The organism is Candidatus Accumulibacter sp. ACC012, from assembly GCF_907163155.1.
GTDB classification, from domain to species: Bacteria; Pseudomonadota; Gammaproteobacteria; order Burkholderiales; family Rhodocyclaceae; genus Accumulibacter; species Accumulibacter delftensis.
This window is the reverse complement of record NZ_CAJQUC010000027.1, coordinates 38,495-60,863: the sequence shown is the minus strand read 5'-3', so window position 1 is coordinate 60,863 and position 22,369 is coordinate 38,495. Positions and strand designations below refer to the sequence as shown.

25 protein-coding genes and 1 tRNA gene are annotated in these 22,369 nt (G+C 62.8%); 17 read left to right on the top strand and 9 right to left on the bottom strand.

What is annotated here, in order from left to right; genetic code table 11:
* From QZ648_RS24760 to QZ648_RS24730, 7 genes are all read left to right on the top strand, one after another.
* Positions 1-205, top strand: a 205-nt coding sequence (locus QZ648_RS24760) for a hypothetical protein (RefSeq protein WP_291998603.1), incomplete at its 5' end; no start/stop codon positions are given.
* 87 nt (positions 206-292) lie between these two features.
* Positions 293-847 (top strand): toll/interleukin-1 receptor domain-containing protein, encoded by a 555-nt coding sequence (locus QZ648_RS24755; protein ID WP_291998602.1) that lies wholly within the window; start codon positions 293-295, stop codon positions 845-847.
* A gap of 241 nt (positions 848-1,088) precedes the next feature.
* A complete protein-coding gene (locus QZ648_RS24750; RefSeq protein ID WP_291998601.1) occupies positions 1,089-1,334 on the top strand; it encodes a hypothetical protein in 246 nt (81 codons plus the stop codon).
* 19 nt (positions 1,335-1,353) lie between these two features.
* Positions 1,354-1,974, top strand: coding sequence for a hypothetical protein (locus QZ648_RS24745; protein WP_291998600.1), 621 nt, complete (start codon positions 1,354-1,356; stop codon positions 1,972-1,974).
* 611 nt (positions 1,975-2,585) lie between these two features.
* A complete protein-coding gene (locus QZ648_RS24740; protein WP_291998607.1) occupies positions 2,586-2,660 on the top strand; it encodes a hypothetical protein in 75 nt (24 codons plus the stop codon).
* A gap of 64 nt (positions 2,661-2,724) precedes the next feature.
* On the top strand, positions 2,725-2,871 hold the full coding sequence (locus QZ648_RS24735) for a DUF599 family protein (protein WP_366144245.1): 147 nt from the start codon (positions 2,725-2,727) through the stop codon (positions 2,869-2,871).
* Between the two features lie 3 nt (positions 2,872-2,874).
* Complete coding sequence (locus tag QZ648_RS24730; protein ID WP_291998599.1) at positions 2,875-3,120, top strand: hypothetical protein; 246 nt, start codon at positions 2,875-2,877, stop codon at positions 3,118-3,120.
* 606 nt (positions 3,121-3,726) lie between these two features.
* Here QZ648_RS24730 and QZ648_RS24725 read toward each other — a convergent pair.
* The 5 genes from QZ648_RS24725 to QZ648_RS24705 form a co-directional block, all read right to left on the bottom strand.
* Positions 3,727-4,170: a hypothetical protein gene (locus QZ648_RS24725; RefSeq protein ID WP_291998598.1), complete on the bottom strand. Its 444-nt coding sequence runs from the start codon at positions 4,168-4,170 to the stop codon at positions 3,727-3,729.
* Positions 4,167-4,904, bottom strand: coding sequence for an FAD-dependent oxidoreductase (locus tag QZ648_RS24720; RefSeq protein ID WP_291998597.1), 738 nt, complete (start codon positions 4,902-4,904; stop codon positions 4,167-4,169). Before QZ648_RS24720 ends, QZ648_RS24725 begins: the two co-directional genes overlap by 4 nt.
* Positions 4,905-5,039: 135 nt before the next feature.
* Positions 5,040-6,245: a dimethylsulfonioproprionate lyase DddY gene (dddY, locus tag QZ648_RS24715; protein WP_291998596.1), complete on the bottom strand. Its 1,206-nt coding sequence runs from the start codon at positions 6,243-6,245 to the stop codon at positions 5,040-5,042.
* Positions 6,246-6,689: 444 nt separating this feature from the next.
* Complete coding sequence (gene ssb, locus QZ648_RS24710) at positions 6,690-7,175, bottom strand: single-stranded DNA-binding protein (protein WP_291998595.1); 486 nt, start codon at positions 7,173-7,175, stop codon at positions 6,690-6,692.
* 76 nt (positions 7,176-7,251) lie between these two features.
* The gene (locus QZ648_RS24705; protein ID WP_291998594.1) at positions 7,252-8,457 is read right to left on the bottom strand and encodes an MFS transporter; all 1,206 of its coding nucleotides are present in this window, start codon (positions 8,455-8,457) and stop codon (positions 7,252-7,254) included.
* Between the two features lie 80 nt (positions 8,458-8,537).
* Between QZ648_RS24705 and uvrA the strand changes: the two genes are divergently transcribed.
* From uvrA to QZ648_RS24660, 9 genes are all read left to right on the top strand, one after another.
* On the top strand, positions 8,538-11,396 hold the full coding sequence (gene uvrA / locus QZ648_RS24700) for an excinuclease ABC subunit UvrA (RefSeq protein WP_291998605.1): 2,859 nt from the start codon (positions 8,538-8,540) through the stop codon (positions 11,394-11,396).
* A gap of 229 nt (positions 11,397-11,625) precedes the next feature.
* Entirely contained in the window at positions 11,626-11,910 is a 285-nt protein-coding gene (locus tag QZ648_RS24695) for an HU family DNA-binding protein (RefSeq protein ID WP_169065190.1), read from the top strand.
* Between the two features lie 270 nt (positions 11,911-12,180).
* Positions 12,181-12,687, top strand: a complete 507-nt coding sequence (locus QZ648_RS24690) for a hypothetical protein (RefSeq protein ID WP_291998593.1) — start codon at positions 12,181-12,183, stop codon at positions 12,685-12,687.
* 115 nt (positions 12,688-12,802) lie between these two features.
* Positions 12,803-12,878 (top strand) — tRNA-Ala (locus QZ648_RS24685).
* A 530-nt stretch (positions 12,879-13,408) separates the two neighbouring features.
* The gene (locus QZ648_RS24680; RefSeq protein WP_291998592.1) at positions 13,409-14,341 is read left to right on the top strand and encodes a Fic family protein; all 933 of its coding nucleotides are present in this window, start codon (positions 13,409-13,411) and stop codon (positions 14,339-14,341) included.
* A 21-nt stretch (positions 14,342-14,362) separates the two neighbouring features.
* Positions 14,363-14,590, top strand: a complete 228-nt coding sequence (locus QZ648_RS24675; RefSeq protein WP_291998591.1) for a hypothetical protein — start codon at positions 14,363-14,365, stop codon at positions 14,588-14,590.
* On the top strand, positions 14,587-14,796 hold the full coding sequence (locus QZ648_RS24670; protein WP_291998608.1) for a hypothetical protein: 210 nt from the start codon (positions 14,587-14,589) through the stop codon (positions 14,794-14,796). The genes QZ648_RS24675 and QZ648_RS24670 overlap by 4 nt, the downstream gene beginning before the upstream one ends.
* Entirely contained in the window at positions 14,796-15,842 is a 1,047-nt protein-coding gene (locus QZ648_RS24665; RefSeq protein WP_291998590.1) for a virulence RhuM family protein, read from the top strand. The genes QZ648_RS24670 and QZ648_RS24665 overlap by 1 nt, the downstream gene beginning before the upstream one ends.
* Before the next feature lie 40 nt (positions 15,843-15,882).
* A complete protein-coding gene (locus QZ648_RS24660) occupies positions 15,883-17,115 on the top strand; it encodes an alpha/beta hydrolase (RefSeq protein ID WP_291998589.1) in 1,233 nt (410 codons plus the stop codon).
* A 41-nt stretch (positions 17,116-17,156) separates the two neighbouring features.
* Here the strand turns inward: QZ648_RS24660 and QZ648_RS24655 are convergent, their stop codons facing one another.
* The 4 genes from QZ648_RS24655 to QZ648_RS24640 all read right to left on the bottom strand — a co-directional run bounded on the left by QZ648_RS24655 (position 17,157) and on the right by QZ648_RS24640 (position 20,613).
* Positions 17,157-17,927 (bottom strand): ParA family protein, encoded by a 771-nt coding sequence (locus QZ648_RS24655; RefSeq protein ID WP_291998588.1) that lies wholly within the window; start codon positions 17,925-17,927, stop codon positions 17,157-17,159.
* A gap of 252 nt (positions 17,928-18,179) precedes the next feature.
* On the bottom strand, positions 18,180-18,686 hold the full coding sequence (locus QZ648_RS24650) for a YgjP-like metallopeptidase domain-containing protein (protein ID WP_291998587.1): 507 nt from the start codon (positions 18,684-18,686) through the stop codon (positions 18,180-18,182).
* A gap of 2 nt (positions 18,687-18,688) precedes the next feature.
* A complete protein-coding gene (locus QZ648_RS24645; protein WP_169067594.1) occupies positions 18,689-19,393 on the bottom strand; it encodes an alpha/beta hydrolase-fold protein in 705 nt (234 codons plus the stop codon).
* A gap of 131 nt (positions 19,394-19,524) precedes the next feature.
* Positions 19,525-20,613: an isocitrate/isopropylmalate family dehydrogenase gene (locus tag QZ648_RS24640; protein WP_291998586.1), complete on the bottom strand. Its 1,089-nt coding sequence runs from the start codon at positions 20,611-20,613 to the stop codon at positions 19,525-19,527.
* A gap of 261 nt (positions 20,614-20,874) precedes the next feature.
* On the opposite strand from QZ648_RS24640, the gene QZ648_RS24635 reads away from it, so the two are divergent.
* Positions 20,875-22,083, top strand: coding sequence for an aminotransferase class I/II-fold pyridoxal phosphate-dependent enzyme (locus QZ648_RS24635; RefSeq protein WP_169067595.1), 1,209 nt, complete (start codon positions 20,875-20,877; stop codon positions 22,081-22,083).
* Positions 22,084-22,369 lie beyond the last annotated feature (286 nt).

The following is a 22,369-nucleotide window of genomic DNA, read 5'->3' as shown; positions in this document are numbered from 1 at the left end:
GGGCGAAGTCGAGCAGATTCGCACCCGCATCAGGAATCTCGATGCCTTGGTGCCCAACACCGCCAACCTCGGCACAGCCGCGCTGGCAGCGGGATTGTTCGCTATCGGCGTGGGTGTGATGAGCAGCCGCTCGAACGACGGCCACGACAGCGATCGGAAAGCACCCATGGAGCCGCCACCAACACGCGGCGACAAGTTTCGCTAACTGGCCACCGCTTTGAGCGGCGGCTGCAAGCGCCGGCAGAAGCTACTGCCGTTCAGCGACGCACGACCGAAAACAGGCCCAGCCCAATTGGCAAAGACCGCATCCCGGATTTTCATCAGTTATCGCCGCGAAGACAGCATCGCCTACGCCGGACGACTCTACGATCACCTGAGTGCGCACTTCGGCGCCGAGCAGGTGTTCATGGACATCGGCCAGATCGAAGCTGGCGACGATTTCGTGAACGTGCTCGACCGCGAGATCGACACCTGTGACGTAGTCATCGCCTTGATTGGCCCGCGTTGGCTGGGCGCCAGCAACGAGAACGGCCGGCGGCTCGATCAGCCCGACGATTTTGTCTGCCATGAACTGGCGGCAGCGCTCGCACAGGGCAAGCGCCTGATCCCGGTGCTGGTCGGCGGCGCGACGATGCCCGCCGCCGGGGAGCTACCGGCGACTCTTGCCGAGCTGGCTCGCCGCCAGGCGCACGCTCTTGACGACAAGCGTTTCAAGTTCGAGCTTGATGCCTTGATCCGCAGCATCGAGGGGCGGCAATCCCTGCTCAATCAGTTCGTGCAAGTGATGAATGCCGAACGCCTGCGCAAATGGCGACCTCTACGGTGGCGCCGGCGTCGCGCTTGCTGATGTTCTTCCTCGGCTTGGGTACAGTTGTTCGGACGAGCTGGGCATCGATACACGTATCGAAAGCTACACCATGGCACTCGGCGACACGGTCGCCAGCGCGCCGGTCAGCGAGCGCATCGTGATCGGTCGGTTTTTGACGAGAAGGGTCCGAAGCGCGCCTCGGCAGGTTCGGACCCGATTGGCGCCGTGAGCACATGCGCGAGCGCTCGACAAGCTGGTCCGCCCGCGGGCGCCAAAGTGATTGTCTTCGACCTCTATTTCGAGAAAGCGAATCCCGCCGACGCCGAGCGTATCGCCGCCATCGGGCGGTGCCAGGCAGGGTGGCAGCGAGGTCATCGTCGGCGTCAATCAGCTGCTCGACCAAGGCCCGGCGGTGATTCCCGAACTGCTCAAGGCAGTCAGTGCCTGGGGCCTGCTGTGCGTTGGCGGCCGCCTGGGTTACGCCTCGGTCGCGCCAATCGCCGCCGTCAAGCTCGCCGCGCGGTAGATAGCTAGCAGCCACCCGGGTGAACGCATCGGCGACAAGATCGCCCGCCATCGCCAGCCTCGCGGTCGGCGGCAGAACACTGGCCGTAGACGAGCAGCTGCGCGAACTGACGCTGGTCAGCGACACCGGCAGGACGCTCTGGCGCGGACCACTGAAGCCCTTCCAGGCAAGCGTCGAAGCCTCGGGGCAGCTGCGCAACGACTGCCCGCTGCTGAGCAGCGGCGATCGGGTCGCAGACGGCTTTGATCCGCCTGGCGGCCGATCGAGATTCTGGCGGCAGCCACCGCGACGCTACGACTACGAGCAGATCAGCGGGGCCCGCAGCGACGATCGCTGCCGGCGAACTGGCCGGAAAAATCGTCCTGATTGGCGATGCTCGTGCCGGCAAGGATCAATTCCGGGTTCGGCGAGGCGTCGCGCGGAGTTTCGCCACGGCGTCGAGTTGCATGCCGAGGTCGTCAACAACCTGCTGCAGGGGGGCACTTGCGCGGCCTCGACCCCTGGCTGCAAGTCCTGGCGATGGCAGCACTGGCCATCGCTGGCGCGGGGCTGCGCCTGTTCCGGCAGCCATGCCAGCGCTCTGGCGGCGCCTGCTGCTGGTGGCCTGCCTGCTCTTCTACATGGCGCTGACGGTGGCTGATCTATGTCCAGTTTGGGCTGCTCTTGACACCGCCATATCATATCGGCGCCTTCCTGCTCAGCTACTGGCTGCTCGGCAAACTCAGCGCAGCCCGCAGCCCACCCCGCTTCGGCCTAGGACCGCACAGTGCTTGCCAGTGGCTGGCCAGTGGCCTGCCGCCGTGTGGTGACGCGCAGCATTCTGTGGCAAGATGGCTCCGATGCGCGCACTTGCGAACTTATCGACCATCGATAGGCTGGCCCTTTCCGCCTTCCTGCTTTGCTGGCCAGGCTACACCTGGTTTTCCCGAGCGTAGTCGCTGGTTGTGCAAGGGCCTGATCGGACACCTGCACAGCTATCGTAAGGACTGGGCCTACCACATGCTCGAACGCGACCTGCGGATGACCGATGCGCGCTGATCGGCAATCTGATGACCAGCGTTTCCTTCTACAGCCAACACCACCATCTACATTATCGCCGGCCTGGTCGCCGCCCTGGGCGCGGCCGACAGTTGTTGAGCTTCTCCGCCGACTGACGCTTGGCAGGCAGCAGCAGCCGCGAACAGCTCGAAATCAAGCTGATCCTGGTTTCTCGCCAGCTTCGTCTACGGCTACTTCAAGTTCACCTGGGCGCTGCGCCAGTTCAATGTCTTGTCGATCCTCATCGGTGCGGCGCCAACAGGCCATCGCGACCGAGCCGAAAGTTGACGCTTTCGCACGCCGTGTGGCAGGCGTCCACTAACCCCTCGCCGGAGACGACTTCAATCGCGGCATCCGTGCCTACTACTTTGGCCTGGCAGCGGCCGGCTGGCTGCTCAGCCCGGTGCTCCTCGGCGTCCTTTCGCTGAGTGTCCTGATCGTTCTCTATCGGCGCGACTACCGCTCGGCGACGCTCGACGTCCTGCGCCCGGAACATTGAGCTGTGAACGCTGACCGCCAGGTGGCCGGCATCGGCTTCGGCCTGCTGGCCTACGGCATGTGGGGCTTCTTTCCGCTCTTCTTCCACCAGTTGTCGCACGTCTCGCCAATGGACGTGCTCAGCAACCGCGCTGCCTGGGCCTTTATCTTCGTCGGCCTGCTGCTCAGCCTGCGCCGCCAGTGGGCAAAGTGGCCACGGTTTCAGAACCTGGCAGCACCTGGCGATGCTGGCGCTTGCCGCCCTGCTTGATCGGCACCAACTGGCTGGTCTTCCTGTGGGCTGTCGCCAACCAGCAGGTCGTTTGCCTCGAGCCTCGGCTATTTCCTGACCCCGCTGGTGAGCGTCCTCCTCGCTCTGCTGGTGCTCAAGGAACGGCTGAACCCGCTGGAGTGGATTTCGGGGGCCCTGGCGCTGATCGCCATCGCCAACGACGTCATCGCCTCTCGGCAGCCTGCCCTGGGTATCGCTGGTCCTCGCCGGCACTTTCGGTACCTATGGCCTGGTGCGCAAGAAACTGCCGGTCGACTCGACCTCCGGGTTGTGGCTGGAAACCCCTGGCCATGTTGCCCGTGTGCATAATTTACGCACTGTGGCAGGCACAGAGCGGGCCATGCCGTATTTACCGGCCACGACCTGCGAACCACCCTGCTGCTGGCTTGCGCGGGTGCGCTCACGGCGCTGCCGCTGATCGCCTTCGCCGCCGCCGCGCAGCGCCTCGACCTGGCCAGTCTCGGAATGCTGATGTATATCAATCCGACGCTGCAGTTCCTGACCGCGGTCTGGATCTTCGGTGAGCCGATGCAGAGTGAGCGACTGTTGAGTTTCGCGCTGATCTGGCTCGGGCCATGCTGGTCTTCAGCTGGAGCGCGTGGAAGAAGTACCGGCAAGCGGCATGAGCCGCTGCGGACTCAGCATTGCCGCAGAAAAGCCAAAATCGGCAAGGCACGCGGAATCGGCTGGCCACGTAGCAGCGCCGCACAGCTTTCCCCCATCGCCGGCGAAAGTCTGGATTCCGTAGCCGCCCTGGGCGGCGATCACAGAAAAATCCACGGTGGAGCGGATCGAAGCACCCACCAGATCGCCCATCGGCGACGAAGGATCGCAAACCCGCCCAGCGGGGCTGGGACGGCGAATACTTAGCGTCGTCGCCGTTCGATTGCGGTAGATGCCGGTTGCGATGTCCAAGTTCTTCGGACTTGCACGTCGTGCGGCGGAACCGGATCGGGCGTTGGCCGGCGATCCCAGTAAGAGGCCGGCGTCCGGCTTGAAATACCAGTCTTCGGCCACACCAATGGTCAATGGCCCAACGCGTCGTGTCCCACGTTTTCGGGCGGCGCGAAGAGAAACGCCGCTCGACGTCTGGGTTCAAGTCCGATGGGGCAACAGCTGCCAGGGTGGCGATGTGGTCCGCCCACGCACCGGCAGCGTTGACCAGCACTGGCGCGGCATATTTTGCCCACCGGCGTCGAGCCACCAAGGTCCTGGCTACGCTGCACAGCGCTGACCTCGGCGTCGCAAACGACAAGCCCGCCGTTCCGACTAAGCCCACGCAGGTAGCCCTGATGCAGGGCATGCACGTCAATGTCGGCGGCGTGTGGGTCGAAAATCGAGCCGATCACTTCTTCCGGGCGCAACACCGACAGCATGGCACAGGTCTCTGCGGGCGACAGCAGACGCAGCGTTTCGCCAAGGGTAGAAAGCGTTTGCCATCTGGCACGCAACAGATCTTCCTGGCCGCGCATGGCGACGATCAAGGCCCCACGCGCCGAGAGCAGCGGATGGTCGCAGAATCCTTGCGGTGGAGCGTCGAAGAACGCCCGGCTGGCGCGAGTCAGGGCGCGCACCTGCGGCGTCCCGTAACTCTCGGCGAAAAGCGCCGCCGAACGCCCGGTCGAATGATAGCCGGGCTGCTGCTCGCGTTCGAGCACCACTACCCGGCCATGGCGGGCCAGCCAGTAAGCGACCGAAGCGCCGGCGATACCGGCGCCAACGATGAGAAAATCGGCTCGATTGGCGGCTGCGGCGTCGGTCATCCCCTGCTCCTGGTGCTCGGGTCGGTCTACCCGGGTCTGTACGCGAGCGATCGCTGGTGCCAGCCCGCAAACGGTGTCGGAGGCGACGCAGCGGGGCGAGCGAAGAAAAGCGCCGCCCGCCCGCTGCGCGCTGACTCAGCGCTTCCAGTCGTGCAGGTCGCAGACCGCCTTGTCACCGGGCATCATCCCCTTTGGCCCGTTCTTGCCGACGGCCGGTCGACACAGGCGAGTGCTCTGCTCATTGTCCTGCGCGGTCGAGCGTGCCCAGACGGTGACCAGACCGGAGTTCTCGATGCTCTGATTGCAGCCGTCGATGGCGTAAAAGGCATGGATGGCGTTACGTTCGAAGTAGGTCAGCCATTCTTTGTCCGGGTCCTGGTTGGCGAACCATTTCTGCCATTTCCCCTGCGAGCCGTCGATCGCCACCTGCCAGCCCTTTTCCTTCCGCTCCTGCATGAATTGGTCGCTATCCCAGTGCATGACCATGTACTTGTTCTGGTCGATACACTGCGGCTTGGTCAGGGTCATGTAGATTTCCTGCGGATGGTGATAGTGGAAGGGGTAGGAGGTGTTGAACAGCTGCACGGTCATGCCGATCTCGGCGCCGACCTTCTCGCCGTCAATCTCCTTGATGCGCAGGTTTCCCCATGGACCCATCACCTCGGCATAGAGGTAGCCACCGCGGAAACGATCGCTGCCGGCAGCCGGATTCTCCGCGTAGAAAGGTAGCCAACCCACCGAAGACCACAGGATCGGCAGACCGTTGATGCTGATATCCCTTTTCCAGTGCGGCTTGGTATCGGTGCGCGAGGTGACCGCGACGAAGTTCTCGTTGAGCTCCATTCCTGCCGCTCCGATTGCGCCACCCATTTTCGCGTAGTAGTCGGTCAGCAGAGGACGCTTGAGCCATTGCGCCGTCGGCGATAGCTGCTGCACCTGTGCACTGGGAGTGTAGAGCGCGAAGGCAGGATAGTCTTTTTGCGGATCGAAACAGGTTTTCGCCTTCTCCGGTTCGGCGACGACGGCCTTGAGATGCTTGGCCAGCAGTTCCATGTCGCGATAGCGCATGATGCACTCGCTTTGCTGTTTGCCAGTCGCCGATTGATAGGTCTGGATAGTGGCCTCGGCCGAATCCTTGCACTGGCCGCTCGGTGTCTCGAGCACCTTGAGGTACTCGTCGAGATAGATCAGTGACTCCTTCCAGAACGCATCGACCAGTGCTTGCTCATCGCTGCTGTACTGCCTTTGTTGCACGTCGTCCTGACACTTGAAGTCCGCTGCCAGCGCCGACGAGCACGCCAACGTCGCCGCCACCCCGAAAGCCGTGATTTGCTTGCGCATTGTCTATTCTCCTCAATATGGAATGTTTTCCGGATCCCTGTCTGCGCGGGACCCCCTCTTCTACCGCTTTGCCGTGAGCGATTTACATCGACGACCACACGACCTCGCTCAAGATGAAAGCTGCGGCGCCGGACGGGAAATCCTCAGCCCAATTAGACCGCACGCCTAATAATTAACGCGGAACGACTGCCCGACAGCGCGCCGGATGGTGCAGAAAAGCCTTCTCAGCAATCGACCGGCGGCGGCCCAACGGCCGGAAGTACTAGCAAAGGCCGCCGGAAATATATTAGACCACGCGCCTATTAATTGCAAGGCCACGGGAACAGTAAATCGTCCCTGCTCCCTCGCTTCGGGACGTGTATGAATATTGGCCGAAAAGGCCGGCAGCAACGCGCTGCCGGCCGCACACGAAACGTTCTCGGGCCGGCTGTGACCCGCAGCGGCTTAGAACGGGATATCGTCGTCCATGTCTTCGAAGCTGGGCTTCTTCTTGGCGGGGGCCACCGCGCGGGCGCCGCCGGAGTCGCCGGCCGACGATGGCATGCTGCCGCCGTACTCGCTTTCGTCATTCGACGATGATGGCGAACCCATGCCTTCGCGACCGCCAAGCATCTTCATCTCGTTGCCGATGATTTCGGTGGTATAGCGTTCGTTACCATCCTTGTCCTGCCACTTGCGCGTCTTGAGACTGCCCTCGACGTAGACCGACGAGCCTTTCTTCAGATACTGCCCGGCGATCTCCGCGAGACGCCTGAAGAACACGATGCGGTGCCACTCGGTGGCTTCCTTCTTGTCGCCGGTCTGCTTGTCCTTCCACGATTCCGAGGTCGCGATCCGGATGTTGCAGACGGCGTCGCCGTTCGGCAGAAAACGGGTTTCCGGATCGGCACCCAGATTGCCGACGAGAATCACTTTGTTTACCGAAGCCATGTTGCCTCCCTGGATGGTGTGCGAAAAGATGAAAGCGCGATTATAGGGTGTAAGCGCCAGGGCTTAAGCGCAGACCTCAAGCGGCTGCCTGCCGGTGACGCAGCGCCGGCATGATCATGGTGGTCGACAGCGACAGCCAGATGACGGTGAGCAAGCCGCCACAGGCCCAAACGGCGCCCGGGCCAAGGTACTTGGCCAGCGCGCCGCCGAGTACCCCGCCGACAAACAGGCCCAGGGCCTGGGTGGTGTTGTAGACGCCGAGCGCGGCGCCTTTCGCGTGCGGCGGTGCGATCCGCGAAATCAGCGAAGGCTGCGTCGCTTCGAGAATGTTGAAGGCCACGAAGAACAGCGTCAGCCACAGCGCCAGCCCGTAAATACTCGTCGAGAACAGGCCAAAACCGACCTGAACGACCAGCAGCAGAACCACCGCCGTATTGAAGACCAGCTTCATGCGGCCATATTTTTCGGCGGCGATGATTGCCGGCACCATGATCACGAAGGACACCAGCAGCGCCGGCAGGTAGAGCTTCCAGTGTTCGGCAACCGGCAGCTCGCCGATCGAGATCAGCTGTGCCGGCAGCAGGACCCACATCGCGGTGAGCATCAGGTGCAGGGCGAAGACGCCGAAGTTCAGGCGCAGCAGTTGGCGATTGGCGAGCACTTCGACAAAGCTCGGCCAGGTCGGCCGACGCGGTATTGCCGGCGCGGCCGGGACCACCTTGAGGACGACGAAAATCGCCAGCAAGGCCAGGCCACCAGTGAGGATGAAGATGCCGGGCATGCCGATGGTGACAAACAGCAGCGGCGCGGCGACCATCGAGATGGCAAAGACCATGCCGATCGACGAGCCGATCATGGCCATCACCTTGGTCAGATGCTGTTCGCGCGTGAGGTCGGCAGCCAGCGCGGTGACGGCTGCCGAAATGGCACCGGCGCCCTGCAGCACGCGGCCGGCAATGACGCCGTAGATGTCGCCCGCGGAAGCGGCAACGAAGCTGCCGACGGCAAAGAGAAGCAGTCCGAAGACGATCACCGGCTTGCGCCCGAAACGATCGGAAGCGGCACCGTAGGCGATCTGCAGGAAGGCCTGCGTCAGCCCGTAGGCGCCGAGCGCCATGCCGACGAGCGCCACATCGTGGCCGGACGGCAGGTCCTGGGCGTAGATCGCGAAGACAGGGAGGATCAGGAACAAGCCGAGCATGCGCAAGGCAAAGACAGCCGCCAGGCTGATGCCGGCGCGCTTCTCCTGGCTGCTCATTCGGTCGATAGTTGGGGCGGACATGGGATTTTGGTGCCGGACTGCGGAATTGCGTATATTAGCAGGTTTGCCAAAGCCTCTCGGGCTCGCAGCCAATGGACGAGATCAACGAAATACGCATTCGCGGTGCGCGTACGCACAACCTGAAGAACGTCAATCTCGACCTGCCGCGCAATCGCCTGATCGTGATCACCGGGCTTTCCGGTTCCGGCAAGTCGTCACTGGCTTTCGATACGCTCTACGCCGAAGGGCAGCGCCGCTATGTCGAGTCGCTGTCGGCCTACGCCCGGCAATTCCTGCAACGCATCGAGAAGCCCGACGTCGACCTGATCGAGGGGCTGTCGCCGGCGATTTCGATCGAGCAGAAAGCGACCAGCCACAACCCGCGCTCGACGGTCGGAACGGTCACCGAGATTCACGACTACCTGCGCCTGCTCTTCGCCCGTGTCGGCACACCCTATTGCGCCGAACACCAGCGGGCCCTCGAAGCGCAGACCGTCTCGCAGATGGTCGATCATGTCCTCGCCCTGAGCGAGGACAGCCGGCTGATGATCCTGGCGCCGGTCGTCGCCGACCGCAAGGGCGAGCAGCTCGAACTCTTTGCCGAGTTGCGCGCGCAGGGTTTTGCCCGCCTGCGGGTCGACGGCCAGATTTTCGAGATCGACGCCCTGCCCAAGCTCGCCAAGACGCGCAAGCACAGCGTCGATGTGGTCATCGACCGCCTGAAAGTGCGCGCCGACATCCGCCAGCGCCTGGCCGAATCCTTCGAGACCGCCCTGCGCCACGCCGACGGCCGTGCCATCGCCTACGAAATGGACAGCGAACGCGAGCATTTCTTCTCGGCCCGCTTTGCCTGCCCGGTCTGTTCGTACTCGCTGCCCGAGCTCGAGCCGCGGACGTTCTCCTTCAACAGCCCGATGGGTGCCTGCCAGAAATGCGACGGCCTCGGCGTCATCCAGTTCTTCGACCCGAAGCGCATCGTCGGCCATCCCGAGCTATCGCTGGCCGCCGGGGCGATCCGCGCCTGGGACCGGCGCAACCCCTTCTATTTCCAGATGCTGTCGTCGCTGGCGGCGCACTACGGTTTCGACGTCGAAGTGCCGTTCAGCGAACTGCCTGAGCGCATCCAGCAAGTCATCCTCTACGGTTCCGGGCGCGAACAGTTGCCGTTTTCCTACGTCAACGAGCGTGGCCGGCACAGCATTCGCCAACACACTTTCGAAGGCATCGTCGTCAACCTCGAACGGCGCTACAAGGAAACCGACTCGCAAGCCGTTCGCGAAGAGCTGGCACGCCTGATCAGTAACCAGAGCTGCCCCGCGTGTCACGGCAGCCGCCTGCGCGAAGAGGCGCGCAATGTGCGCGTCGGCAGCCTCGCCAGTGCGCGCACCCTGCACGAGCTCAGCCGCCTGCCGCTTGCCGAAGCGCGCGACTACTTCGTCGCGCTGCAGCTGCCCGGCAACAAGGCCCAGGTCGCCGAGAAAGTGCTCAAGGAAATCGTCAGCCGCCTGCAGTTCCTGATCAACGTCGGCCTCGACTATCTGTCGCTCGACCGTTCGGCGGAAACGCTCTCCGGCGGCGAGGCGCAACGCATTCGCCTGGCCTCGCAGATCGGCTCGGGCCTGACCGGTGTGCTCTATGTCCTCGATGAACCGTCGATCGGTCTGCACCAGCGCGACAACGAGCGCCTGTTGAAGACGCTGCAGCAGCTGCGCGACATCGGCAACACGGTGATTGTTGTCGAGCACGACGAGGAAGCGATCCGCAGCGCCGACTACGTCGTCGACATCGGCCCCGGTGCTGGCGTCCATGGCGGTCACATCGTCGCCGAGGGACCACCGGCAGCGATCATCGCCAACCCGGCGTCGATGACCGGCGACTACCTCGCCGGGCGGCGGCAAATCGGCATGCGCGCCAGGCGCCGGCAACCCGATCGCGCGCGGCTGCTGAGCATCGTCGGCGCACGCGGCAACAACCTGCGCAACGTCAGCGTCGAGCTGCCGGTCGGGCTGTTCACCTGCATCACCGGGGTTTCCGGTTCGGGCAAATCGACGCTGATCAACGATACCCTGTACGCGGCGGCGGCCAGACATCTCTACGGTTCGAACGCCGAACCGGCTGAACACGACGCCATCGTCGGCCTTGATCACTTCGACAAGGTGATCAACGTCGACCAGAGCCCGATCGGGCGCACACCGCGCTCCAATCCGGCCACCTATACCGGCCTGCTGACACCGATTCGCGAGCTGTTTTCAGGGATCCCGGAAGCCCGCTCACGCGGCTACGGCCCCGGCCGTTTCTCGTTCAACGTCAAGGGCGGTCGCTGCGAGGCCTGCCAGGGCGATGGCGTGATCAAGGTCGAGATGCACTTCCTGCCCGATATCTACGTCCCCTGTGACGTTTGCCACGGCAAGCGCTACAACCGCGAGACCCTCGAAATCCAGTACAAGGGCAGCAACATCTACCAAATCCTGCAAATGACCGTCGAAGTGGCGCGCGAGTTTTTCGACGCCGTGCCAATCGTCGCCCGCAAGCTGCAGACGCTGGTCGATGTCGGGCTGAGCTACATCACCCTCGGCCAGTCGGCGACCACCCTCTCCGGCGGCGAAGCACAGCGCGTCAAACTGGCACTCGAACTGTCGAAACGCGACACCGGCAGGACGCTCTACATTCTCGACGAACCGACCACCGGCCTGCACTTCCAGGATATCGAAATGCTGCTCACCGTCCTGCACCGGCTCGTCGATCACGGCAATACGGTGCTGGTCATCGAACACAACCTCGATGTCATCAAGACCGCCGACTGGCTGCTCGACCTCGGCCCCGAAGGCGGCGCCGGCGGCGGTCGCCTACTCGCCGCCGGCCCCCCGGAGCAGATCGCCGAGCTCGCGGAGAGCCACAGCGGCCGTTTTCTGAAGCCGCTGCTCAAGCGTAGCGACCCGGCCGATGCGCCCCCCCGGTGAGTTGCCGCCACAGGCCAAACAGCCGGCGTCCCGGACAGCTTCACCTGCCGCCGTTGCAGCAGTCGAACGAAGGCGTGCCATGCTCTCGCCAAGCCTTCAGCCCCAAAAATGTGTTTGGCCAGACGGGAATCCATGCCAGAATTGCAGCCTTTGGCGCGCCCTTCCAGGCGCGCCAGTGAAATGCGAGAATGCGCCTGAATGAAGGCTCGTAACCACCAAAGGAGACAATATGAACAAATCCGAAATGATCGATGCTATCGCCGAGCGCACCGAACTCTCCAAAGTCGCCTCCGCGAAAGCCCTTGACGCCGTCATCGACACCATCGTCGAAGCGGTTGCCCGGAGCGAAGCAGTGACGCTGGTTGGTTTTGGCTCCTTCAAGGCCAGCCCGCGCGCTGCGCGCGAGGGCAAGAATCCAAAAACCGGCGCGAAGATCCAGATCGCGGAAACCATCGTCCCCAAGTTCACCGCTGGCGCGACCTTCAAGGCGAAAGTCGCGGGCAAGGCAGAGTAGGACTGGAGAACTTGCCACAGGCGTGCTGACCACACTCCCGTGGACCGAATAGGGAATAGCTTGGCGATGCGCAAGCCGTTCCCCCTTCCGCCAATAGTCAATCGCGCCAACGATTTAACTTCTTCACTTATCCACCTTCAACTATCGGAGTTATCCATGCGCTTTCGTACCAGTCGTACCAGTCGTACCATTCGCAGCCTGGTTGCCACCGCCGCCCTCGCTCTCCTCCCGTTCGCCGTATCCGCTCAACAAGCTCCTGAATCCGCGGTAATGACCGCCTCAGCCCCCGGTGAGTTCGTCGGCATGGTCGAGGCGCAGGTGTCGCTGGCCGTCAAGGCGATCGACAAGGCAACGCGTGCCGTCGTTCTCCAGAACGAGCAAGGCGAAGAGACGGTCATCACGGCCAGCGATGCCGTCAAGAATTTCGACCAGATCAAGGTCGGTGACCGCGTCGTTGCCAGCTATACGCAAACCCTGGTGATGAAACTCAAGAAGGGCGGTGGTGATCTTCGCGTGCGTATCGACAGCAGCAGCCAGCAAAGCGCCAAACCGGGTGACAAGCCCGCCGCCGCCGTCGTGGACGATGTCGCCTTCATCGCTGACGTAGACGCGGTCGACCGCAAGACGCAAATGATTACCCTGCGCGGCGCCAAGAAGACCGTCAAGCTGAAGATCAAGGACCCGGAACAACTCAAGTTGATCAACAAGGGCGACCAGATCGAGGGCGTCTATTCCGAAGCTGTCGCCGTGTCGGTCCTCCCCGCTGCTGCCAAGTAGCCAAAATAAGCCAATCGACTCCCTGCCGGCGACCCTGCGACGACCCAAGGTCCATACAATCGCTGGCAGCAAGATTGACGCTTCAATTCATGCCGCGTAGAATCCGTGCGGCTTCGGGGGCATAGCTCAGCTGGGAGAGCGTCTGGTTCGCAATCAGAAGGTCGGCGGTTCGATCCCGCCTGTCTCCACCAAGACATGAAAGCATCAAAGCCCGGACTGGCTCCGGGCTTTTTTTGTGCCCGCGAAGGCGCCGCTCGGTCAAGGATTCGCGGGCGCAGTGAATTTCGGTGTTCGGTGAATGGCGCCGATTCTGCCCCACTGGCCGCCAGAATTTGGCTCTTTTCTCTGTTCATGCGTTGCCGGATCGGAGCCCGCACGTTCCACGCACCCGCCTTTCGTTGCGGCTGCCTACATCGCACTTCCCTTCGTCACCGCAATTCGAAACACACTTTCACGGCCGACTTGCTCCAACCCGATAATCGCCCTGCGCAGCCCCTTCCACTCATCTGGAAATGCTTTCTCGACGTCCCCTATCTGGCCTGATAAATTGCAGCATTTACTCCTGACTGCGATTTTATGCAGTTCACTGAACCCCAGCCTGAGTGAGCCTTGAGCGTCTATTGAATAGATCGCCGCGCATCTGAGAGTGACGCGCGAGGCATTTTTCCAGTGGAGCGAGAGCCTTCCGGCTCATTGGATCGAACGAGGGGGAAAGTTCAAGGTGTCCGCGGTCGACGATTGGGCGCGCGCTACGGGAGCCGACGAGAGGAACAACAGTGAACAACACATCAGCAACTTGCTTGCAGTCGGTCTGCTGTTTTTCAATGAGACGCCGGAGCGATTTTTCCCCGGCGTGCAGATAGATGTGGTCTGGTTTCCCGAAGGTGCAGGCGGTGATCGCTTCGAGGAAAGGATTTTCAAGGGGCCGTTGGCGCGAATGACGCGTGAGGCCTTGAGCTATATCCAGCGCAACTACCTGCGCGAGACGGTCATCAAGCATCCCGAACGGGCCGAGGCCACGCGGGTCTGGAACTTTCCCTACGCCACCAGCGAGGAAGCCGTGGTCAACGCGGTCTATCACCGGTCCTACGAGGAGCGCGAACCCATAGAGGCGCGCATCAGCAATGACGAGTTGGTCGTCGTCAGCTTTCCCGGCCCGGATCGTTCCAGCCGCTTGGAGGACCTGCAGGCCGGTCGTGCAGTCAGCCGCCGCTACCGCAACCGGCGGATCGGCGAGTTCCTGAAGGAACTTGACCTGACCGAAGGCCGCTCGACGGGCATCCCAAAAATTCTCAAGGTGATGGCCGCGAATGGCTCGCCGGCACCGCTGTTTGAATCGGATGATGACCGACTTTCGTTTGTGATCCGCTTGCCCGTTCTCCCCCTGCCCCGGCCGGTGCCCCCCGAAGTCACCCCTGAAGTTGGGCGGGTCGTGGTGGCATTACAGGATGAGTTGTCCCGAGCAGGCCTGCAGCAGGCACTCGCTCTGAAGGACGAAAAGCATTTCCGCAAGGCTTATCTTTTGCCAGCGCTCGATTCCGGCCTAGTGGAAATGACCCGACCCGAAACACCGCGTAGCAGCAAGCAGCGCTACCGGCTAACCGCCCTTGGACAACGCTGGCTGGATGCGCATTCCGATGGTAGCGCTGCTTGAAAAAAACTAAAGCAATGAGCCATGACCATTGAGTCTCTTCCCAACTTCACCCGACCAGCGCGCCACAGTTGGGAATCCATCCCCGCCGATATCCGCCAGCGGCTACTGGCCAACGTCTGGTGCGGGCAATGCCGCCATCAAGTGACGATCACCAATTTCACCGGGACTATAAACGGTGGCAACCTGCTGCTGGTTGGCAAATGTGCCGAGTGCCACGGCGACGTGGCGCGAGTGATCGAGGGCTCGTGAGCACGTTGCCGCAGCAAGCCGCAGCAGTGCTCATTGGCCCCGATAGCAAGCTGTTCGGTAGTAGTAAACTGCACGCCGCCGAAGAGGATGCCAAACTCAGCCGTTTGCGTGCCGAGCTGGCTGATCTGGGCTTGTCGACCACCGACTTTCGCGATCCGGACTACGCGCTGTTCAACGATCGGCAACTTTCAAGACTGGTGGGCTGATGTCCAGCGAAAAAAAACTGATCCGCAACAGCACCGCCGAGTTCCTGATCTTCACGACTCAGGCGGGCGAGCAAAGCATCGAGGCCCGTTACGCTGACGAAACGGTGTGGCTGACGCAGAAGCTGATGGCCGAGCTTTTTGCCGTTGACGTGCGCACGGTCAACGAGCACCTGAAGAACATCTATGAAAACGGCGAAGTCCAGCACGAGGCAACTATCCGGAAATTCCCGACAGTTCAAACCGAAGGCTATCGAGAAGTCGGACGCAGCATCGATTTTTACAACCTTGACGCCATCATCTCGGTCGGCTACCGGGTCAACTCGGTGCGTGCCACGCAGTTCCGTCAATGGGCCACCGGGGTGCTGCGTGAGTTCGCCATCAAGGGCTATGTGCTGGACAGGAAGCGTCTCGAGAACGGTGCTTTCCTGGGCGAGGATTACTTCGAGCGCTTGCTGGCAGAAATCCGCGAGATTCGCCTTTCCGAGCGCAGGTTCTACCAGAAGATCACCGATATCTACGCCACGGCAGTCGATTACAACCGCGACGCGCCGAGCACCAAGGCCTTCTTCGCCAAGGTGCAGAAGAAGCTGCACTTCGCCATCCACGGCCATACGGCAGCCGAACTGATCGCCCGGCGCGCCGACAGCAAGACGCCGCACATGGGCCTCACCTCGTGGGAGCGCGCGCCCGACGGCAAGCTCCTGAAAACCAATGTGGCCATCGCCAAGAACTACCTTAGCCACGAGGAGTTGACGGCCTTGGGCCGCATCGTCAACGCCTACCTCGACCTGGCCGAAGAGCGCGCCACGCGCAAAATCCCGATGAGCATGGAAGACTGGGCCAAACGGCTGGATGCCTTCCTCGAGTTTACCGAGCGAGACGTCCTGCAGGACAGCGGCAACGTATCAGCCGAGATGGCCAAGACGCACGCCGAGAGCCAGTTCGAGAAGTACCGCATCGTGCAGGACCAGCTCTTTGAAAGCGATTTTGACCGGGTGATCAAGCGCATGACTGACGGGGACAAGCCTGGCAGCGTCGATGAATAATGGGTTAACGTAGTGGAAACGCCTCAAGCCCGGAGCACACATGGCCGCTGACAGAAAAGTTCCCGACACCCCCGCCCCGAGCACCGGCTACAGCCACGCGGCGAAAACCGTCGTCCAGGAAACGGCGCTGCGCGTCCAGGAAATGCACGGCGCCATCGCCGGCAGCTGCTTCGATATCCTGCGCCGGCTGCCGCTGATCTCCGGGCCGGCACGACTCGTACGGGGCGCGCACGACACCATCGCGGCCGGCGTCTACGGCGCGATCCGTCACGGCAGCGGCGGCTTGCTCGCTGCCGCGGCGTTGGTCGAGAAGCGGGCGACAGGCTTTGCCCCCGGCAAACCGCCGGGACGCCTGGCGAGCGGAGTGCGCGGAGCGCTCAATGGCGCTTTCGGTGACTATCTGGCGGCGAGCAACAATCTGCTGGCGATACGCATGGCGATGTGCGCGAACGGCGCCGCCTTGGCACTCGATGCCGCTTCGCTGCAGGCTGCTTTTCCCGATGCGGGCAAGCGCCTCTGCGTCTTCATCCACGGACTGGGCTGTGACGAACATAGCTGGGAAATCAAGGACCCGGCGAGCGATATCCATTTCGGCCGGCAACTGCACGCCGACTTCGCTTGCAGCGCGGTCTATCTGCGCTATAACAGCGGCCTGCCGATTGCCACCAATGGCGGGCAGTTGGCGGGCTTGCTCGAAGACGTGCTGGCGGCGTGGCCGCAGCCTGATTGCGAACTGCTGATCATCGGTCACAGCATGGGCGGCCTGCTCGCGCTCGCCGCCTGCGAACAGGCTGCCGAACGCGCACTCTACTGGCCGCAGGCGACGCGGATGCTGATCTGCCTGGGCTCACCCCTCCTCGGTTCGCCGGTGGAGCGCCTCGGGCACCTGACCACCGCGGCGCTGAATCTCGCGAAGATTACCGCGCCGCTCGGCACCATCGCCGGCACGCGCAGTCAGGGGGTCAAGGACCTTCGACACGGTCCCGGCGCGCCACAGAACGCGGCCGCGCACGCACGCATCGCCTTCCGTTTTCTCGGCGCCAGCCTGAGCGACGACAAGGGGCATCCCTTGGGCAAGTTCCTCGGCGACGGCCTGGTGACGCCGGACAGCGCGACCGCGCATGCGATCGACGGCGACGTGCAGAGCGCCAGTCTGGGCAAGCTCGGCCACATGCGCCTGCTCAAGGACAGGCGCGTCTATCGGCAGGTCAAGGAATGGGTCAGCGCAATCGAGGACGGCGCGGCGGAAAAACGTGCTGCAGTTGACCCGTAACGCACCACGTCCTTGCCCGCGAACTACGCCGACTATGCCGACTACGCCGGCGGCGACAGCAGCTCGTAAAGCGCCGTGAATTCAGCGCTCAGCTTGTGGCGCGGGTCGAGATGGATCATCGGCAGCGCCTGATGATGCGATTCGCGGATCTTGACCGACGCCGACAGGAAGGCATCGAGGATCGGCAGGCCTTCGGCACGCAGTTCCTCGACCAACTGCGCGGGCAGGTTGGCGCGCGCCTGATAGTGGTTGACGACGATGCCTTCGACGCGCAGTTCACGGTTGTGGTCGCTTCTGATCTCGGCCACGCTGGCCATCAGCTTGTACAAGGCGCGGCGCGAAAAATCGTCGCAATCAAAAGGAATCAGGCAGCTGTCGGCGGCAATCAGCGCCGAGCGGGTAAAGAAATTCAGGGCCGGCGGGGTGTCGATGAAGATGTCGTCGTAGACCTGCAGCTTGTCGAGTGCCTCGCGCAGCTTGTACATCTTGTAGCGCGATTCGAGCTTGAACTGCAGTTCCTCCAACCGCGGGTCCGCAGGCAGGACATCGAGATTGGGAAATGGCGAAGGCACGACGTAGGCGCCAATCTCGTCGTGAAAAAGCTTCAAGCCGAGCAAATCGTCGAAGAAATGCGCTAGCGTCTTCTCCTGCGTATCCAGCGCCTGACCGAGCAGATAGCGGGAAGAATTGGCCTGTGCGTCGAGGTCAATGAGCAGGGTCCGCCGCCCGCGCGCGGCGCCGACGGCGGCCAGATTGCAGGCGATCGTCGATTTCCCGACGCCACCCTTCTGATTGAAGACGACTCGGCGCATGACACTTCCCCTGTGCTTGAAATGGATTAGGCACGAGTTTAGTCCTTAGTCATCGGCGGGGAAAGCGCCGCGGTGCTTGCGGCGGGAAGCTAACGGTCATGACATGTCGAGACACCCCTGATGATGAAAGCCATGACCGTCCCCCCTCTGCCCCTGACCCTTCTCCCGCGAGGGGAGAAGGGAGTTTCGTGAGTCGCTTGTGCGGCTTTCACAGTAAGGGCTGCGGGCCGGCGTCACGGGCCTCCGATCAGGCTATCCGCCTGGCAAGCCAGTCAACTCGCGCTGCGTCAGATAGAGGCGTAAATCGAACTCGAGCTGGTGATAGGCCGGCTCCATATGGCTGCACAGCAGGTAGAAAGCGCGGTCGTGCTCACGCTCCTTGAGATGCGCGAGTTCGTGCACGACGATCATTTTCAGAAACTCGGGTGGCGCTTCCTTGAACACGCTGGCGACGCGAATCTCGTGCTTGCGCTTGATCTTGCCGCCCTGCACCCGCGCCAGCTTGCCATTGCTTCCCAGGGCGTTGGCGGTGAGCTGCAGGCGACTGTCGAAAAGCACTTTCGCGGGCGAGTCGGCGTTGCGCAGAAAACGATTCTTGAGCGCCAGGGTGTAGTCGTACAAGGCGCCATCGCTGCGCACCTCATGCGTGCCCGGATATCTGGTGCGCAGCATCGCTGCCAGCTGGTCCTCGGCGATCGCCGCGCGTACCTGCCGCTGCAGATCGTCCGGATAGCCCGCCAGGTAGCGCAACGGCAGCATGCTCAGCAAACGTCGGCGAGGACCTTGTGCAGCCAGGCTTCGACGTCCTGCAGTTCTTCGTAACAGACCGAGTGCTCGGCGGCGTAGCTGTGCCACTCAACCGCGTATTTCTCCGCTTTAAGCAGTTTGCAGGAACGCTTTCCGAAATCGAAGGGAATGACCGGATCGTTCTGCCCGTGCGCCATGAAGATCGGCACATCGCGATTCGCCTTGGAGGCCTCGCCAGCCAGCGTTTCGGTCATCGGCAGATAGCACGACAGCGCCAGGATTCCGGCCAGCCGCTGCGGATGGCGCAAGCCGGCATGCAGGGCAAGCACGCCGCCCTGCGAAAAACCGGCGAGAACGATGCGCGCGTCGGGAATACCGCGTTCGTTCTCGCGCGCGATCAGCGCCTCAACCTGTCGCGCCGACTGAGCCAGGTCTTCGGCCTCTTCCCTGCCCGGCGCGAAATCGGGCGAAATGATGTCGTACCAGGCGCGCATCACGAAACCGCCATTGATGGTCACCGCACGCATCGGTGCGTGCGGGAAGACGAAACGCAGCGCCGGCAACTGATCGAAATCGAACTCGTCGACGATCGGCTCGAAGTCGTGCCCGTCGGCACCGAGACCGTGCAGCCAGATCACGGCACACTTGGGAGATTCACCGGTCTGGCGTTCAACGCATGGCAGCAACAGGTCGTCGGCGTGGCTCACTTCTGAAGTCATGGAATTGATCCTTGTGCGGAGAAACGGCCGTCATTCTAGCAGGCTGCCTGCCGGGCATCGTCGGCTCGGCAAAGGGACGGGCTCGCAGACGAAGCGGAGGAAGCGAGGCGGGCCGCGCGGCGCGCAGAAGATCAGCCGCGTATGTTCGCGATGATTGCGCGGGTGATTGCCGCCGTGCCGTCCTCGCCACCGAACTCGATCGGCCAGATGGCGGACATCGTCTTGTCCACGGCGCGCTCGAGAATGCGTGCGCCGTGCGCCAGGCGCGGCTCGGTATGCTGATCGGCGAGCCAGTCGAGCATCAGGGCCGCCGCGAGGACTTGGGCGACCGGGTTGGCGCGACCCTTGCCGGCACAATCGTCTGCGCTACCATGGGCCGGTTGAAAGATTGCGTAGCGATCGCCAATGTCGGCCTTGGGCGCCAGACTCTGACTACCGGCAAGCGCCGCCGAGAAATCGGCAATGAGTCTGCCAAGAGCGTTCTCGGTGACCAGCACATCGAAATCCCAGGGGGCCTTGACGAGCTTGGCGGCGATCGCGTCGCCGTGCGCGTATTCCACCTCGACCTCGGGATGCGTCGCGGCAACTTCGCTGAACACCTTGCGAAAAAGGGCCATCGACGCCAGCAAATTGGCCTGGTCCACACAGGTCACCTTGCCCGGCCGGCGTTTGCTCTTGGCACGTCGCCCGGCCAGTTCGAAGGCAAACTCGACCACCCGGCGGCTGCCGTGGCGTGAAACAACCATCGTTTCCCGCACCCGGTCGTCTTCGAGCGTTCCGCAACCGTGCGACGAGAGCAAGCCTTCGCTCTGCTCACGAACCACCACCAGATCGATCTCGGCCGCGCGCTTGTCGCCCAAAACCAGCGGCAAACGCGGATAGCCGCGGATCGGGCGCAGACCGGCGTAAATATCCATCGCCATGCGCAAATCAAAGTGGGCAGAAACTTCGGTTCCATCGGGGTAACAAACCCGCGGTAGACCCATGGCCCCCAGGAGTACGGCGTCGGCGTCACGGCACTCGGCTAGGGTGTCGTCCGCGAAGACGGCACCGGTCTTTTCATAATGTCCAGCCCCCCCTTCGCGCTGCCGGAAGTCGAAACTGATGCCACCCAGGCGTTCGCAGAGCACCTCAAGGATGGTCAGGCAGGACTGGACGACTTCGGGGCCGATGCCGTCGCCGGGTAGAACGGCGATCCGGAAACGTGGATTGTTGTACATGTTCTTCTTCCCATTGGTTCAGAAGGCGCAGGGGCCTGGGGGCCTGCGCAGAGGGCCGTGCCAGCAAGCTGCGGACAAAGCGCCCAGTGTTTGCGCGTCGGCGATCATTGACGGGCAAAAGGCGCTGGCGGTCAAGTGCTTTTATCGGCTGGGCTGCATTTCAGCAAGCGGGCGAAGGCTCGGGCGCCGGCACTTCTCCATCCACGCCTGGCGTGCTACGTTTGCCTTTCCCATCATCATCATCATCAGGAGGGTATCGACATGGCCTTCAATCCCGCATCGCGCGTCCAGGACTACCTCGTCTTCGGGGAATTCGGCGACGTCAATCCGTCGATCACCGACTCCTCGACCTATACCTTCCTGAGCCCGGAGCGAATGGAGGAGTTGTTCGAGCACGAGATCGAAGGTTGCTTCCTCTACTCGCGACACTTCAATCCAACCAACAAATATCTCGCCAGCGCCCTGGAGCGCATGGAAGACGGCGAATCGGCGCAGGTCATGGCCTCCGGCATGGGCGCGATCAGTACCACTCTGATGACCCTGTGCGGTGCTGGCGACGAGATCGTCTGCGGGCGCAGCATCTACGGCGGCACCTACGCCCTGCTCAAGAACCTGCTGCCGCGCTTCGGCGTCAACACCTGCTTCGTCGACCTCGGCGACCACGACGCCGTGCGCGCAGCGATGACGCCACAGACCCGCGTCCTCTACTGCGAGTCGCTCAGCAACCCGCTGCTCGAAGTCGCCGACCTGCCGGCGCTGGCCGCCATGGCCCACGAACACGGCGCACAGCTGGTGGTCGACAACACCTTCACGCCGATGATCCTGTCACCATTGCGCCATGGCGCCGACATTGTCGTGCACAGCCTGACCAAGTTCGTCAATGGCACCAGCGACTGCGTCGCCGGCTGCGTCGTCGCTTCGCACGACTTCATTTCCCGCCTCACCGACATCAACGCCGGCCCAAGCATGCTGCTCGGGCCGGTGCTCGACAGCACCCGCGCAGCGAGCATCCTGAAGAATCTGCACAGCCTGCACATCCGCCTGCGCCAGCACGGCGCCAACGCCCTGTATTTGTCCAACCGGCTCGAAGAGCTGGGATACGCAGTGCACTACCCGGGCCTGGCCAGCCATCCGCACCATCAGCTGCTGACACAGCTGATGAACCCCGGTTACGGCTACGGCGGCATGCTGACTCTCGACGCCGGCGACCTCGCCGCCGCCAACCGCCTGATGACGCTGATGCAACGCGACAAGGTCGGCTACCTGGCCGTCAGCCTCGGCTATTTCAAGACCCTGTTCAACACTCCTGGGCACAGCACCTCTTCCGAGATCCCGCCCGCAGAACGCGAAGCGGCCGGCCTGCGCGAAGGCTTGATCCGCTTCTCGATCGGCCTCGACGAAGATATCGCCCAGACCACCGCGCGCATCGAAAACTGCCTCAGCGAAGCGAAAGTCCGCGGAAGTCTGTAGAATCCCGTCCCGGGCCTGTAGCTCAGTTGGTTAGAGCAGAGGACTTAGCGAAGTCAGCCTGGACATCGTCAGATGAGTGGCTGGCTTCATGGGTTGCCCGTCGGCAGCGGCACGCTGGTGGCGGGTAGAACTGGTCAAATTCGGTGGAAGCTGGTGCCTGCGGGCGACGCCAATACCGAGCCAAGCCCCCACCACTAACGCGGGGGAAGGTGTAGAGACTAGACGGCCAGCCTGTAACGGGAAGGTATAGTCCAGACCACAAACTCGCCAGAGGCGGCGAAAGCCG